The 15400-nt window shown below is 58.8% G+C and carries 12 protein-coding genes and 1 pseudogene; 4 read left to right on the top strand and 9 right to left on the bottom strand.

Annotation, left to right across the window (positions count from 1 at the left end):
- Positions 1–66 precede the first annotated feature (66 nt).
- From BSP239C_RS19395 to BSP239C_RS19370, 6 genes and pseudogenes are all read right to left on the bottom strand, one after another.
- Positions 67–1263 carry an ABC transporter permease gene (locus BSP239C_RS19395; protein ID WP_069599443.1) on the bottom strand — a complete coding sequence of 399 codons (1197 nt, stop codon included), beginning with the start codon at positions 1261–1263 and terminating at the stop codon, positions 67–69.
- The gene (locus BSP239C_RS21485; protein WP_081448687.1) at positions 1256–1930 is read right to left on the bottom strand and encodes an ABC transporter ATP-binding protein; all 675 of its coding nucleotides are present in this window, start codon (positions 1928–1930) and stop codon (positions 1256–1258) included. Before BSP239C_RS21485 ends, BSP239C_RS19395 begins: the two co-directional genes overlap by 8 nt.
- Positions 1931–1941: 11 nt before the next feature.
- Positions 1942–3135: an efflux RND transporter periplasmic adaptor subunit gene (locus BSP239C_RS19385; protein WP_240518559.1), complete on the bottom strand. Its 1194-nt coding sequence runs from the start codon at positions 3133–3135 to the stop codon at positions 1942–1944.
- A 25-nt stretch (positions 3136–3160) separates the two neighbouring features.
- Complete coding sequence (locus BSP239C_RS19380; RefSeq protein WP_125187709.1) at positions 3161–4018, bottom strand: hypothetical protein; 858 nt, start codon at positions 4016–4018, stop codon at positions 3161–3163.
- Positions 4019–4597: 579 nt separating this feature from the next.
- A pseudogene (locus BSP239C_RS19375) lies at positions 4598–4873 on the bottom strand (ISL3 family transposase); the annotation flags it as partial.
- Between the two features lie 437 nt (positions 4874–5310).
- The gene (locus tag BSP239C_RS19370; protein ID WP_096162120.1) at positions 5311–5892 is read right to left on the bottom strand and encodes a dihydrofolate reductase family protein; all 582 of its coding nucleotides are present in this window, start codon (positions 5890–5892) and stop codon (positions 5311–5313) included.
- A gap of 616 nt (positions 5893–6508) precedes the next feature.
- Between BSP239C_RS19370 and BSP239C_RS19365 the strand changes: the two genes are divergently transcribed.
- Positions 6509–8605 (top strand): AAA family ATPase, encoded by a 2097-nt coding sequence (locus tag BSP239C_RS19365; RefSeq protein WP_205677109.1) that lies wholly within the window; start codon positions 6509–6511, stop codon positions 8603–8605.
- Positions 8606–8835: 230 nt separating this feature from the next.
- Here the strand turns inward: BSP239C_RS19365 and BSP239C_RS21480 are convergent, their stop codons facing one another.
- Positions 8836–9033, bottom strand: coding sequence for an SDR family NAD(P)-dependent oxidoreductase (locus tag BSP239C_RS21480; RefSeq protein ID WP_101574968.1), 198 nt, complete (start codon positions 9031–9033; stop codon positions 8836–8838).
- A gap of 643 nt (positions 9034–9676) precedes the next feature.
- On the opposite strand from BSP239C_RS21480, the gene BSP239C_RS19355 reads away from it, so the two are divergent.
- Positions 9677–11122, top strand: a complete 1446-nt coding sequence (locus BSP239C_RS19355) for an FAD-dependent monooxygenase (RefSeq protein WP_096163065.1) — start codon at positions 9677–9679, stop codon at positions 11120–11122.
- Between the two features lie 250 nt (positions 11123–11372).
- Complete coding sequence (locus tag BSP239C_RS19350; RefSeq protein ID WP_096163066.1) at positions 11373–11852, top strand: DUF3995 domain-containing protein; 480 nt, start codon at positions 11373–11375, stop codon at positions 11850–11852.
- Positions 11853–12306: 454 nt separating this feature from the next.
- On the opposite strand, the gene BSP239C_RS20975 is transcribed toward BSP239C_RS19350, so the two are convergent.
- A complete protein-coding gene (locus tag BSP239C_RS20975; protein ID WP_219618935.1) occupies positions 12307–12852 on the bottom strand; it encodes a hypothetical protein in 546 nt (181 codons plus the stop codon).
- Positions 12853–12869: 17 nt separating this feature from the next.
- Between BSP239C_RS20975 and BSP239C_RS19345 the strand changes: the two genes are divergently transcribed.
- Positions 12870–13328, top strand: coding sequence for a MarR family winged helix-turn-helix transcriptional regulator (locus BSP239C_RS19345; RefSeq protein WP_096163067.1), 459 nt, complete (start codon positions 12870–12872; stop codon positions 13326–13328).
- Between the two features lie 348 nt (positions 13329–13676).
- Here the strand turns inward: BSP239C_RS19345 and BSP239C_RS19340 are convergent, their stop codons facing one another.
- A complete protein-coding gene (locus BSP239C_RS19340; protein WP_165771871.1) occupies positions 13677–15083 on the bottom strand; it encodes an amidohydrolase family protein in 1407 nt (468 codons plus the stop codon).
- Positions 15084–15400 lie beyond the last annotated feature (317 nt).

Below are 15400 nucleotides of genomic sequence, written 5' to 3'. Positions count from 1 at the left end.
GGGAGCTCGACCGCAAGCACCGGGGGAAGGTACGTGTTTCCCACCTGCGGGAACTGTATCGCCCCTTTAATCGCTGCGGACTGCGTCGGCTGGGCGAATGGTTGCAGTTTTCAATGACGGGTAAATTGAGGCGATGATTCCAGTCAAAGTGCCAGCTATAGGGCCCGCGACGAGGAACCAGAACGGCACAAGAGGATTCCACCCAAGAGCCACGGTTATCCCGATCGCGAAGATGACACCGAATCCCACGCCGCATAGGCCACCTATCGAGCCCAGCAACCCGCCCTCTACAAGGAACTTCACCACGACTTGTTCACGAGAGAAGCCTATCGCGCGCCTCAGGCCGATTTCCGATGTTCTGGCCATAACTGATGACAGTGTTGCGTTGGCAACGATCAAGAGAGTGAGGATCCAAAGAACGATTCCCACGCCCATGAGAAGCCCGTCGACGTCTGTAGCAACTCCCTTACGCAGGTCCCCAAGGGATTCAGCGCCGGACGCAGCGATCTTCGATGCCTGACCTGGAGCTGCAAGGTCTGGAACAAGTGCCGCAACCGAGCTCGAGAATCCCAAATCCGTTCTCACGAGGAGTTCGCTGTGATCGTCGTAGTCCCGAAACTCCTCAGCGACTTGTGGCGGGATAAGTATCGACTGGGCGAGTTTTGGGTCTCGTTCGCTGGAGACGATTCCGATTGCGGTGAACGTTTGGATACCAAACCTGAAGGTCTGATCGTAGCTATGCGCGCCGATTCCGAGCTGCTTGGCGACGGATGCACCGACTAGTGCAATGTTATCGTCAGGTGCCTTGCTCCAGGTCTTTGCAATCGAGGCGGGAATCAGATCGACATCATTGGCTCCGAAGTAGCTTTCGTCCACACCGAGCACGCGCACGTCCTCAACTTCTGGCCCGCCCGGTAAACGAGAAATCGTTCGTTCTCCGGGGCTGATAGGCAGGTATCGTGTTGCGGAGTTGACATGAGAGATAGTTGACACAGCCTCCGCGGATCCTTCGGTAAGTAGGTCCAGACTTGAGGCGGTCGCGCCCGTATCATCCGATGCGGAGCTGTCGTGAACTTGGTAAACACGAACTTCATCTAAGGCTGTAGCCGCGAGCTGCTCATCAATTTGGTTTGCTGCCGTGACTGCGACGACTCGTGACGCAATGAGGCCGGCGATTGATAAGGTGACAACGACAACGATAATGAGGCTTTTCACGCGTCTCGCGTTTGCGTCTCTGACAACATCAAGAAGCAGGTCACGCATGCGTGCTCCGCTGTTGGAGAGATCCGTGTCTTAACTCGTACGAGCGATCGCACTGTTCTGCGAGCCGGTGATCGTGGGTGATTATGACGACGGCAACGCCACGATCTCGTTCAGCGTTGAGCATGTCGATGATGCGCTGCGAATTATCGGGGTCAAGGTTTCCAGTGGGTTCATCAGCCAGAATGATATCTGGGCCCCGCACTATCGCCCTCGCAATAGCCAGTCGTTGACGTTCACCACCGGAGAGAACTCGAGCCGGTTGGTGCAAGCGATGAGAAAGCCCGACCTTCTCGATAGCATCTTCAACAAGCTGGAGGCGATCGTGCCGAGGAGTTCGCGAAGCCCACAACGCTAGCTCAACATTGTCCGAACATGTTCGTACTGGCAGGACGTGTGAGTCCTGAAAAACGAACCCCAGGTGATCAGCGCGGAGCCGGTCAATTGTTCGAGGTGAAGCTTCTTCTGTGCTCACTCCCATCACTGAGGCAACACCAGATGTCGGTCGGTCGAGAAGGCCAATTATGTTCAGAGCCGTTGACTTGCCTGACCCGCTGGGGCCGACAATTGAGACAGTTGCGCCTGGATACACGGTGAGATTGAAACCGGTCAACACCTGAGTAGGTGGATGACCGGCATAGGACTTCGAAATGTCAGTGAACACGGCCATGGGTTCACTCATCAGGGGCCGACGACAATCTTGTCTCCTACGGTGATGCAGTCAGAGGATACTTCTATCCACCCAGATGCCTCTTCTCCAGTGCTGACACGGCACTTCTCGTCGGCTCCCGGCAATAGTACGTAGTTTCCTTCAGGGTCCTCTCGCAACCCGACTAGTGGAATAGCGGTGCTTTTATCGCTATCGTCGCCCGCTAGCGTGATGCTTACGGCTGCAGCGTCTTGAAGTTCGTCGGGGAAGTCGTCTTCAGATTCGAATGTTACATCGTAGCCGGGAGGGATCTTGTCGTCTTCTCCGCTGGCCTCTTTGAAGTCCGATATTTCTTTAACTGTGAATATCTCCTGGCTGACCGTGCTGTCGGTCGTGCTCACGGTGACTTCTGTCCCTGTTTCGAATTTCTCGGCTTGAGACAGATCGACGCGGGCTTTGACCGTGCTCTCACCTGAGCGAACGGTCCCGAGCACGGGTTCTTCAGAATCGATGATCGAGCCTCTTTTGACGATCTTCTCGATATTCGGGCTCCCCGATGGTAGAAAATAAAAGTCGGAGAGTCTGAACTGCACTCCCGCCTTCGCTTTTGCGGAGTCGAGCTGCTCAAGAAGCGTTTGGCGTTCTTCGTCGTCAACCTCAGAATCTGACTTCGCCTCGTCGTACGCAGCCTGTGCTTCCTTGACTTCGTCCTGTCCGGATGACGGAGCTTTAAGGTCGTAGCCGGAATACAGTTGGGCGATGCCATCGCGAGTGGACTGGGTAAAGTTCTCAGACCGGGCGGAGGCCTTGCCAAGATTGCTGAGCAGTGAGTTCAGCTCGCGAACATCGTCGCCAGAGTCTCCTAGGTCGAGATTTCGATAGAGTGGAAACTCTGTGCTCACGGCAAAAATTGGGCGCCCAGAGACGATCGCGATCAGTTGGCCTGAGTTGAGCACGTCGCCCTTCGACACCTCGACACGAGTCACCACCTGCTCGCCTTCGCTAGCTTGAAGTGTGATGTCGCTCGTCTTGCCGCGCCTGACATTGCCGCCGATTGTTGTGTCGCTGGTCAGCGCCCTTTCTTCGACTTTGGCGAGTCCTGTAACAGTTTGCTCGTCTGTGTCTTTCAAATCATCAAGCGGAGCGCGGAGAAAATAGCCGAGCATGAAGCCGACGATAGCGAGGACACATCCGACAACGGAGGCCAATCCCAGTGGTGTACTCAACCACCCAAGTGGTCGTGATTTGCCATTAGCCTTCATAGCTCTTGATGACTTGCCTTGCGTCCTCTAGTACTGGAACAGCTCGTGATCGGAACTCCTGATATTCCGAAGCGTGCTTCGTGACATATTGCTTTTGCTCTTCCCAGAGATTGGCAGCCCACGCATCAACAAATTTGGTTGACTCCTTGCAATCGACGTCTTTGAGGGCCGTCTTGATCGCTTCCTCTTCATCCATCGTGGAGACCCCAGACGGGATGAATCCTTCTCCGTCTATCTTGATTCCATTAGAGTCCATGCAGCCAACCCAAGTTTGCCGAATTTCTTCCCGTGCCTCGTCATTAACGACAGTGTTATCGACCAAGGTGGGCTGGATTTCGTTAGCGAACTCGTTCTCAACTTCGGAGAACTGCTTCACGGAAGGATCACTGGTCGCACAGTCCCGGAGAATAGCTATGTCATCTTCGGAGAGTTGCTCACTAGTGACATTGTCTTTGGCTTCTGTATCGGGGAGGGAGTCGTAACCATATTTCGCCGCTAGAGTAGGTGACCAGACGCCGATGTCGGTGTAAGCTTTCTCCGAAATTTCGTTGCGACGATCGTAGGGAGAGTACTCGATCCCTTGTTTATCCGCGCACTTTGAAGACGCAATGCTGTTGGCGTACCCGATTGTCGTCTCTTCGTCCCATGTGAGTGTCAGTTGTCGGCCCGGAGTTTCTATCGATCCGTCTTCGTAGTCGATAGTCGAGGTCATACCCTCCAAGCTGTCGGTCTGTTCGTCGTCTGCGTTATCGCAACCAGCAACACCCGCTGTCAGAAACGCGACGGCCAAAAGGGCAACCGCCCGGCGCACAGCCGAGCGGTTGCGGTTTGAACTAAGTGTCTTCACGAGCACCTTACCCATTTGTGACTACTGATTTTATCCTGGAAGTTTTTCGAGCTAGCGCCTGATGTCTCGCTGTAGCCGCCTCCGTTTTTCAAGTAGGGGTCCGACGTGATTCCGCCACTCGCTGGCCGATTGAACCGAATGCCGGCACCCTTGTGGCTGGTGTTCTGGTAAAAGACTACAGCACACCGACTGCCACGGTTGGCGACTGAATTGGCCTTGTCGTTGGGGTTCCCACTCGCATTGTTCCAGCTGATCGTCTTGTAGTTCTTGACAGTAGCTGATGCTTTCATGTAAGGCCACCGTATGTGTTGTTGTTCCACACGCAAGCAGTCCCACTGGAGCAGCTGCCAAGCGCCGCATGTGAGGGCGTCGCGGCGGTCAGCGTCATTGCCGCTACTGCGAAGAGGAATGCAGCCAAAGCTGCTGCGGGTTTGATAAAGGGGATGGACTTCATTTGACTTCCCGACTGTTTCGCCAGGCCACTTGACTGTGCCCTGGCTGTGAATTTTCATCCTAAACAATGAAAATAACTTGTCAAGTAGTCGACAGGTTTTACAGTCTGGAGGGGTTGCGCAGGCGTCAAGGCACCTTTGGGCTCTTCACGAATGGGGTGTGTAGTGCTGGCCTGAAGCCGCCCGATTCGAGCAAACCCCTTGCGATGCAGTTCGTCAGGCCGCGGAACCCCAATGCCGATCCTCGCAACCGTTCGAAGCGACCACTGATGGCCGCGGTGGGCCCATTCGAGGTGTCGGGGTAGTCGAAGAACGCGAGGATGTGGCCGAGCTTGCGGATCTCGACGAGAGCGGCGCGAATGCCAGCCCCGATCGCGTCGATCACGGATTCCGAAACCTGACGAACTACGTCGCGAGGTCACTTCTTGAAGGCGGAGGATTCGGGCCCTAGCTACACCCCGGAATACGATGAGCCGATGAAGCCAATTCGCTAGCGTGGTGTACTTCGGTTGGTTATTAAGAGCGGGCAGTACGTGTTGCCAGCATGGGGAGCTGTTTCACTCTGTCTACCGGGTATACCCCTTTGACAATCGAGTTCTATGTCACTTTCAGAAGCCGACTGCACGTCCAGCCCCGTATTCTTGGCGTTGTGCAGTCGGCTAGTGAACGCTGATCGTTCAAGACTCGTGTGCACAATGCTGTGAAATGTCAGAAGTCGCCTGCGCGAAACGTCACCATGCCCGATATATAGGACCGGTGTCAGTTGGGGATGGTCATACGGGATGATGCCAAACGCCTGGGAGCATCAGGCACCCGAGTAATGGATATAAGACCTTAGGCTCAGGCGCGGTCGAGTGTCACCACGCGCACTCCGGATTCGAGGAGCCGCGCGTGGACCGCGGTGAACACTGTCGGCTCGAACGGACCATCGAACATTGGGATCCCGGAACCAATAACCGCCGGATTCTGTTTGATGACAAGCCGGTCGATCTCGGGGAGGAGACTGTGCGCCAACTTGCCGCCACCGACCAGCCAGATGTCGTTGCCTTCCTCTGCCTTCAGGTTCCGCACCCGATCCAGCACATCTCCCGTGACGATCTCGATGTTGGAACCAGTCACGGTCGACAACGTTGTAGAGAACACCAGGTGACGCAGATGCGGATAGGCATCGTCGAGTCCAGCCGCTAATCCGATCTCGTAGGAGACCCGGCCCTCGAGCACGGTGTCGAAGACATCCCCCGGCCCGTCAATGCCCATGGCTTCACGTGCTGGCGCCGGAAGTGTCTCCGGGAACTCCGTGGTGATGAACTTGATGAGGTCGGAAGTGACCGGGAAGAAGCTCTGGGCACTGGGATCACCGCCGTCAGGTCCGGCGATGAAACCGTCGAGCGTGGTGGCAACGTAGTAGACAAGCTTGCGCAAAGAATTCCGTTCTAGAAACGTGGTCAATTGGTTCAATCTCGGTCGCACGCAACCGGGTCTCGCGACGCGGCGAACTCTAGACATCATATGCCAACGAACCACGGGGCCAATTAATACGGGCTTGAGGCTCGAGGAAGCGCTCTCCGTCATTGACCGCAGCCATACAGGACCGCTCACCGACCGGCAGGCACTGGATACGATCGAGCAAGTTCTCACGGAGCTGACCCTCGACGAACCGCCGGTCCACCGCCCCTGCACCACCGCGCCCCAGCCCACTGCCTCGACCTGCGCCCGGCCACACTGCGCCTGTGGGAACTAGCTGTTGCTGGCCAGGAGGTTGTTGACAGAAGCGGGTGTTTTCCGGCGACTTCAGCTGACGTGGCACGCGCCTCGTCGTAGACATCGACTACGCGGATACCTGATGAGCGCGCCCTTTAACTTCCCGGGGGTGCGGGGTTGTAGATAGCGGCGTTTTGTACCCATTCAGGCGACCGTCTTTCGACCCTCCCGAGCCGGTGAGAGGCCAAATTTCTGCAGGAAAATCAAAGTTGTCTTTGCCGGGCCCAGGCCGCATAGTTGACGCTCGACGAAGTGAGCGGCGCGGATGGAGACGAGTGTGGGTACGGGCAAAGAACGACAGTTCCATGAGGAGCAGAGGCTGCTGGGCGCGATGTATTCGCGGCTAGACGCGGAGCTGGCCGGCAGTCTCTCCGCGCGCAAGCGAGCGATGGCCGCGGATGTCCATGAGCTGGAGAGTCTTTCGGCCAGAGATCTCGAGGTCTCGCGTCTGACGGAGCGGATCGGCCAACTGCGATCCTCGGAGCATTCGCTGTGTTTCGGGCGCATCGACTCCGGAATGGATGGCTCGTCGTTGCATATCGGGCGGATCGGGCTGCGCACGGAAGCAGGTGAACCGCTGCTGGTGGATTGGCGAGCGGAGGCCGCACGGCCGTTCTACGCCGCGACGATGGCATCGCCGCTGGGGGTGCGTCGGCGCCGGCATGTGCGGGTGAGTGCGCGCACGGTCGTGGATGTCAACGATGAGATTCTCGACGGGAGCGAACCCGGCGAGGAGGACGTGGTCGGTGATGGGCCGCTCGTGGCTGCGCTGAGCAGTGCGCGTACCGGGCGGATGCGGCAGGCCGCCGCAACACTGCAGGCAGAGCAGGATGAGATCGTCCGTTCGCCGCATCGCGGGATCATGGTCGTCGACGGCGGCCCGGGAACGGGCAAGACGATCGTCGCGCTCCACCGTGCGGCGTACGTGCTCTACGCGTTCCCTGTGGTCGCCAAGCGGGGCGTGCTCGTGTTCGGGCCGAACAAGCGGTTCATCGACTACATCGCCGACGTGCTGCCCTCGCTCGGCGAGAACGACGTACGGCTGGCGACACTCCCCGACCTAGTCGGCGCGGAGGTGACACAGCACGAGCCCGACGACCTCGCGCGCATCAAGGGACGCGCGGGCCTCGCCCAGGGGCTCGCCCGCTGGGTGCAGGCCCGGCAGCCCCAACACGTGCCTCTCGAACTGCAGACCGCACACGGAACCGTCACCCTCGACCCTGAGCTCGTGGACGCCGCCCGGCGAGGGGCCCTGCAGGGCGGTATCGGACACAACCAAGCCCGGGAGCTGTTCACCGAGCGGGTCGTAGAGGAGCTTGTGAACGAGCTGGAACAGCAATCCGCGAGCGAACTCGCGGACTTCGAAGTCGAGCTCAAGGAGTTCCACGGCGTAGACCTCGATCGCATGTTCGGCGGCGGCTCCGGCCGAGTCGACTCGGAGGAAGGCGCCGAGGCGATGGATGGGCTGGAGATCGACTGGGACCGGATCCGTGAGGAACTCCTCGACGATCCCGGCATCGACCGGAGCATCGCAGGAGTGTGGCCCAGGCTCCGCGCCGAGGACGCCGTCCGGGGGCTTCTCTCGGACCGCGCCGCCCTTGCCGACGCGCTCCCCGACCTGCCCGAGCAGCAGCTGGTAGAGATCGCCCATTTCGCCCGCGCGGGCTGGAGCTCGGTCGACCTTGCCCTGCTGGACGAGGCGCGGGCGCTGATCGACGGCACTCCCGAGGCCATCTACGGACACATTGTCGTCGACGAGGCCCAGCAGCTCTCCGAGATGCAGTGGCGGCTGCTGATGCGCCGTTGCCCTCAACACTCCATGACCGTCGTGGGAGACCTCGCGCAGGCCGGCCCGACCACAACCATCCGCAGCTGGCGTGAGGCCCTCGACCCCTTCGCCAGCGACGGCATCGCCCGCCACACACTGACGGTCAACTACCGCACCACCGCGGAGATCCTCGAGGAAACCAGGCCGCTCCTTGCCCGCATCGCTCCCGGGCAACAGCTCTCCCGCTCGATCCGGCACGGCCAGCAGCCGATCGTCGTCACGGCTCCCGAAGACGACATCCCGTCTGCCCTCGTCGAGCTGATCGCGTCCGCCCGCAGCGAGCACCCCGAAGAACTCATCGGAGTCATCGCCACTGTGTCACGGGCGGCCATGCTGGAGGCTGAACTCGACGGCACTGGGGCCGCCATCGTCGCGGCGCCAGATGCGCGCGGGTTAGAATTCGACACCGTTATCATCGTCGACCCCGACGGCATCCAAAGCAGGAGCGAAGCGGGCCTCCAAGACTGCTACGTCGCGCAGACCCGCGCCACAAAGCGCCTCGCCACCGTGATGGTGGCGGACATTGGGAACCCAAGTGCACGGTGAGCAAGTCGCGGGTTATGACGCTCAGTGAACACCCGCGAAGCCCCCGAGCTAGCACACGTGCTACGCCAAGCCATAAGAACGCGCCGTTGACATTGCCTTGATACGACTGAACCCAATCGCTTGGACTGACACGGTCCCAGGAGTGCTCGCTGAACGGACCTGCATTGTTGACCAGAATGTCAACGCCATGCTCCAACGCCCGTTCATTAGCATCGGCTATTGCGGCCGGATCAGAAGTCTCCGACTACGATCGCCGACGTACCACCTTGCGCACGGATATCCGCGGCTACTTCTTCGCACGATTGCTCATGACGCCCGTGAACCAACACCATGCACCCCGCTATCGCCAGCCGAGCCGCGATGGCGCGGCCAACGCCCGAACTGCTGCCAGTAATTAGGGCGCGTTTCCCCTCCAAATTTAGATCCATGACATGAGCATAACCGTCACCTCTGACAGAGAGGTCCCTTCATTTCGCACGGAATGATGGTGTCGTATAAGCACGTTTGTGCATTTGCCTGATTGCCACAAGACGATCCGACACGAGGGTCGGGTTACGTCCGGCTCTCATTTTGTGCCTAGGGTTTCTGTTCAAAGTGCAGGTTTGTGCAGGGCCTTCTCACATTCGAATGTCAGGAGTCGAGTGCGCAAAGATCGAATTCATGTGCAGTCGCCTACTGAAGATGACAGGGAACTCGCGGAGATCGGCTCAGCGCGGGTGAGCTGGTGTGCGGGATCGATGAGACTCTGAAAGGGCCTGGATTGAGCCAAGCGGACGATGAGTACACGGCCGTTGTTAGGATACCGCCATTTACAGATGAATCTCACAGGCGGGACATCATCGTTTGCGCGGTCGTTGGTCGCTCGACGATCAGCTCTCGACAACCTGCTGAGAACCTTCAGGTTGTGAGCATTGGTTTCCGTGTCTTTCCCTACGGATGAGTGAGATCGGTCATCAGAGTCAAAGAACCTAGTTCCTTGCCTCTCTTTACTTTATAGCGCAGATAGGGCCTTGCCGCAAGACCCCTGTCGTGGCTCACACTTGTATTTCACGCTAAAAGAATGGAGTCCTGATGGCTGAAGTGATTGTTGTAGGTGCCGGGCCGACCGGTTTGATGCTGGCCGGCGAGCTGTCCCTGGCCGGAGTAGATTGCGCCGTACTTGAGAGGCGCACGAACCAGGAGGTGCTCGGCTCCCGGGGACTTGGGCTGCATGCCCGGACCATTGAGATGTTCGATCAGCGGGGCATCGTCGATCGCTTTTTGGCTGAGGGCGAGGTCGCGCAGGTCGTGGGATTCGGATCGACGCGCCTCGATATCAGCGACTTCCCGTCCCGACATCCTTACGGGCTGGGCCTTCGACAGGAGCACACCGAACGTATCTTGGCCGAGTGGCTCGAGGAACTCGGAGTGCGGGTCGAATATGGGCAGGAAGTGACTGAATTCGATCAGGATGAGAACGGCGTGAATGCCAGACTGGCAAACGGCAAATCGCTCCGCGCTCAGTACATCGTCGGTTGCGACGGCGGACGCAGTCTGATTCGAAAGACCGCCGGAATCGATTTCCCGGGTTGGGACCCGACCATGAGCAACCTCATCGCGGAGGTTGAGCTGACTGAGGAACCGCAGTGGGGTGTCCATCGCCATCGATTCGGAACGCAGGCGTTCAACAAACTTGAGTCTGGACGGGCGGGACTCGTCGTTGCCGAGCGGCTGGCTCAACAGGGTGCGGCGCCGAGTCTCGACGAGCTTCGCGCAGCGCTCGTTGACGTCTGGGGAACCGATTATGGTGCTCACAACCCGTCGTCGCTCTCACGCTTCACCGATATGGCTCGTCAGGCTGCCTCTTATCGGTCCGGTCGGGTCTTTTTGGCAGGAGACTCGGCACATGTGCACTCCCCGGTTGGTGGGCAGGGGCTGAACACAGGGGTTCAGGATGCTGCGAATCTGGGATGGAAGCTCGCACAAGTGATCCATGGGGTCTCGCCCGACAACCTCCTTGACACCTATCACCAGGAACGACACCCTGTCGGAGCAAAGGTTGTGCAGCAGAATCTGGCTCAAACGGCGCTGATGCGAGTCGACGACCGAGTCCAAGCTCTGAATGAGACGATCTCCGATTTTCTGAGCATGGATGAACCACGAAAGTCGCTGGCGGGCATGTTATCAGGTCTCGACATCCACTATGACATCGGGCAGGGTCATCCGCTGTTGGGTCGCCGCATACCCGACCTCGATCTCGAAACCGCAAACGGTCCCGCTCGAGTTTTCACCTTCCTCCATGAGGCTAGGCCAATTCTGCTCAACCTTGGCGCAGCACACAGTCTCGACTGCACACTATGGGCGGGCCGAGTGAAGCATGTGGATGCTCGCTTCGAAGGAGTGTGGGAACTGCCGGTAGTTGGTGAGGTGCCAGCGCCCACAGTCGTATTGATTCGGCCGGACGGATACGTAGCGTGGGTCGGGCAGGGTTCGTTGCAAGGCTTGGACGATTCACTCGCCTTTTGGTGCGGTCGGTGATCGAGGGGTTACCGTTCGCAACTTCGTCATTAAGGTCCCTGACCCGAATGGCAGGGACAAGGAGGGCACCGCCATCGATGATCTGCTCGAACGCATCCTTCCTTTGTTCGAGGCCTATGGGCCTCTGTCGACGGGGCGGGTCGGCGTAGAACAGCGCAAAGCTATCTGAGCTCCGCAGCCACGGACCGTTGGTTGGTGTTCATATCGGCATGTGATGTTTCTTGGCGTACTTTGAGGAGAGGACAGATTCATGATTGAAGCAGATGTGGGTTCGGCTGGTAGAACCGTGCCTGTTGCTTTTGTCGTTGCCAGCGTGCCGGGTCTCATCCACGCCATGTTCAGCATTTACTGGGGGTTGGGGGGAACGTTGCTCGTCTGGTCGTTGGGTGATGATCTCGTGCAGAATTTCCCGGGAAGAGAGTGGCTGCTCGTTCTGACGGGCGCCGTGAAGTTGGTCGCGGCTGTGGCACCGATAATTCTGGCGTGGTATGGCTGGCCCTATTGGCACGTTACACGAGTGGTTTGCTGGCTGGGCGCTGCAGCCCTATTGACTTGGGGCGGGCTGAATACCCTGGTGGCCAACTCTGTCCTCGCTGGAGTGATACAACCAGACGCAGATTTCGATGGCGCTGGCATGGTCGGTCATGCCTATCTATGGGATCCGCTATTCTTTGTGTGGGGTGCAGCCCTGGTGTGGGGTCTGATCGCTTCTCGCCGTCGAGCGATTTGATCATGAGTTGTTTGACCTGTCCCAGGCATGCATGTTTGGTATGAAGGAATTCCTTGAGAGCTTCAGCGTTTGGAGGAGATCCTGGAATCGACCTTCATCACGCTATCGACATCTGCACCCGACGTGGCCTCGTTGCCGGCGTGGTCACGACGCAACGCGCTCTTCGCTGACGAACGAGACACAGTCTGACTGGCCAAGAGAACCATTCGTCTCAAGATGTCCGAACTCGTCTGAAAGTCTTGACCAGTCATGTTGGTGCCGCCAGCAGGTTATGAATTCTGAGCGCTCACCGGGCGGTCCGATGAACTCGGCCCTTATGCGAAACGCCGGGTCGGTTTGCCCCTTGGGCTGGAGTCAGCCCTGATTCGATGAATCAGAAGATCGGCTCAAGCCCACCCTCGCTCGGTCGGGACCTCGGTTCCTTCATTTCGGTGCCGTCGAGAATGCGGCCGAGTCAGAGGCGGGTGGCGTCCATCCGTTCATGGTGGTGCCAGTTTTGACCGCCGTCATGGGAGATTCGTGCCAGCCACACAAAGCTAGTATGCGTAATTTCCGAGAAGGACCAATGTAGGTGCGGTTCCATGTCCGTGCTGAGTAACTCTATTCCGCTATTCACTGGCCTGCCGATGAAACATCGCACCGAACCACCCATGGGGTTGATCCACGTCGACCGCCATGCTCCGATCTGGGGGTCGTAAAAGCGAACTGTTGTCCCGTGGAATCCGAAAGGTACTTCACCGTGTCCTGGTTCACCTCGCTTGGGGACAATCCAGGTGTCTTGGACTGCGCTCCCGTCAAGGACCCAACCAAAGTGCAGCTCACCACGTGCTCGCTGTTGCAGGCCATCTGAATCCCATCCCTGCCAGTCAAGCTCCCAAGAGCCAACGAACTGGCCGAACAGTGCCAGTTCATCGCGCAAGCCAGGAGCTGGTTCGGCAGAACACAGATGGCGCACAAGCGCATTCTCCTCATTTTCATTATATGTCATCATGATGACCACTGTGTCATCATAGTGACATGAAGCGCAAGACAATTGATCAATATCGACTGCTGATTGCCGAAATCTACGAGCTGGCGGGTCTTAGTCGCACAATCAGTGATCGTGAGGCAAGCAAGATGGGCGCTACGGCTGCCCAATGGAACATCCTGAGTGCGCTCACCGATCTCGATGGGACCGTCTCAGAAGTGGCGGATCGGCTCGGCTTACCACGCCAGGCCGTGCACCGGGTCAGTCGGGACATGCTCGCTACTGGGTTGCTCGCCCGCAGCGACTCCGGCTCTTTGTCGTGCACGGACAGGGGCCGTCAGGTCAGGGAAGAGCTGTTCTCTGCCTCGGAGACTCGGCTTGCCGTCGTCCTCACTAACGCACACGTGAAAAGTGACGAGCTGGCACAGGCAGCAGAGACTGTTCGTCGCCTCATTGACTCAACTCGAGCCTGGAGCGAACTGCCACCAGCTGAGGAAGCGAACGAATAATTGACTCGAATCGGCCACGTACGAACCACAAATTTGTGGAAGCTCAGGATGCAAAATCAGGCAGTTCTGAGACCCAGTAATACTTCCAAGCCCTACATGAGGTGCGGGGAGTCGTAGAAGAGATACCAGCTGATCAGGCCTACGGCTCCTCTTGCCTTGTACAGCCGGCTTTTGAAATTTAGCTGTCTGAATCCCATTCACAACTCTCCACGTTGTCAGAATCCGCTTGCGCAGTGATTCATTTGTTCCGTGTCGTCTACATAAACCGAATGTTTTAGGATGCTTCAGTTGGGTATCCGCTGTGCGGGACTGCGACGGGCCCGCCTATCGCGTCTGTTATGACGGCCGTTAGTTTGGTTGACCCACTTGTTTAAAGTGGTCTTCGGCGGTAACGCGCATCTCGCGGATGTCCTCGGCTGTTAGGAGGCCGCCGCTGAGCAGGACAGCGTGGATATCGCGAGTGTTCTTGATGTTTTCGAGCGGGTCCGCGTTCAACACCAGAAAGTCAGCGATCTTGTTCTCGGCGATGGCCCCGAAATCGTCGTCGAGACCGAGATAACGTGCAGGCTGGCTGGTCGCGGTCCGCAGTGCCTGCATCTCGGTCAATCCGGCGCGTACCAGCAGCTCCAATTCGTCGTGCAGACTGCCCCCGGCGACGAACGTGTCGGTCCCGGCCATGAGCTCAACCCCGGCGCGGTGCATGTCTCCAACGACTTGCAGCTGGAGTTCGAAGAGTCGCTTGGCGGCGGCCCGTTCCTCGGCCGTGGGCCGGGCATGTCCGGCCATCTCCCACGGCTCACGCAGATCGGGTTCGATCACGGGCAGGTAGTCGGTCAGCGGGAACTCGGCGGTGCCGACGTAGGCGGCGGCTTGGAGCACCGCAAGGGTCGGCACGTGCCAGGTGCCGCGTTCAACAAACCCCGCGTACACGCCCTCGGCCAGCGCGGGGTCGTGGGTCTCAGCGGCCCGTTGGGCGAGCATTTGTTGGTTGCCCATGTCCGCGAAATTCCGCACCTCAAGGGCAGCGAGATCGCGGTGGATCTCGTCCACCCGGGTTGAGGTTGCGGGTAGGACTCCTTCGAGGTGTTCGACGCTGCGCTGTCCGGCAGCAGAAGCCTCGGTGACGGTGACTCCGAGCGGGACGTGACCGCCGAACGGTAACCCCAGCCGGTGGGCCTCCTCGGCGAGAGCGAAGTACGCCGCTCGCGGGATCAGGCTGTAGACCTTCAGGAAGTCCGCACAGTCAGTCTTGCTCTGGCGTACCGCCTCGCGGGCGTCGTCCTCGGTGGTGACAGCGATGGAGTTCGGACGCAGTGGGCAGGGGCCATCGATTATACGGCTGGCGAGCACCATCCGCGGCCCGAGCAGATCCCCGGCGACGAGCCGGTCGCGCCAGTGGTGATGTATCGGCGCGGCGCCCATGTGCCGGATACCGGTTACTCCGTTGGCCAGGAATAGAGGAAGAGACTCGTCCTGGAACACATGCACGTGCATGTCCCAGAGCCCGGGCAACACGTACTTTCCGGTAAGATCCACAATCCGCGCGTCAGGTGGAGGCTCCAGCTTGTTAGATGGTCCGAGCGCAGCGATCCGGCCGTGGCGAATCAAAATTGTCATGTCCGATCGGGCTCCGGTCGCATCGATCACACTCCCGCCAACCAGCGCGATCGCACCGCGGGTTCTGGGCCCTTGGGCGGCCAGGTTTGTCGGGAGGCCGTTGGCGTTGTCGTTCCCTGCGTCATTGTCAGGCTTCATGATTACCTCATAATAGCCACGATCCGGTTCGCGATCGAGGGGGTGGAGCTCGACATCGTAAGAAGGGCGCGGAATTGTGGGATGTGGACTGCCTTTCACACGCCCCATTCGAGATGAAGGCGTGTGCGCCTCCGTCCCAGCATGCGTGGACGAACCCGACCAAATCGCCATCGATGAACGCACCTATCCATGATGCTCCTATAGATGTCAAGCGGCTTGAAGAAGGAAGTCCCGGTACTGCGCTGCGAACTCGTCATCACGAGCTTCAGCGCGTTCGATACGTGAAACCTTTACCTGACCGACGCTGAAATGCTCGG

This window comes from Brevibacterium sp. 239c (genome assembly GCF_900169365.1).
Lineage (GTDB): Bacteria > Actinomycetota > Actinomycetes > Actinomycetales > Brevibacteriaceae > Brevibacterium.
Note: the sequence above shows the minus strand (reverse complement) of the source record. Positions and strands in the feature narration are given on the sequence as shown.

Excerpts from the sequence above, each read along its gene's own strand:
- BSP239C_RS19395 (WP_069599443.1), bottom strand. The coding sequence starts at position 1,263 with ATGCGTGACCTGCTTCTTGATGTTGTCAGAGACGCAAACGCGAGACGC.
- BSP239C_RS21485 (WP_081448687.1), bottom strand. The coding sequence starts at position 1,930 with ATGGCCGTGTTCACTGACATTTCGAAGTCCTATGCCGGTCATCCACCT.
- BSP239C_RS21480 (WP_101574968.1), bottom strand. The coding sequence starts at position 9,033 with ATGGATCTAAATTTGGAGGGGAAACGCGCCCTAATTACTGGCAGCAGT.
- BSP239C_RS19355 (WP_096163065.1), top strand. The coding sequence starts at position 9,677 with ATGGCTGAAGTGATTGTTGTAGGTGCCGGGCCGACCGGTTTGATGCTG.
- BSP239C_RS19350 (WP_096163066.1), top strand. The coding sequence starts at position 11,373 with ATGATTGAAGCAGATGTGGGTTCGGCTGGTAGAACCGTGCCTGTTGCT.
- BSP239C_RS19345 (WP_096163067.1), top strand. The coding sequence starts at position 12,870 with ATGAAGCGCAAGACAATTGATCAATATCGACTGCTGATTGCCGAAATC.
- BSP239C_RS19340 (WP_165771871.1), bottom strand. The coding sequence starts at position 15,083 with ATGAAGCCTGACAATGACGCAGGGAACGACAACGCCAACGGCCTCCCG.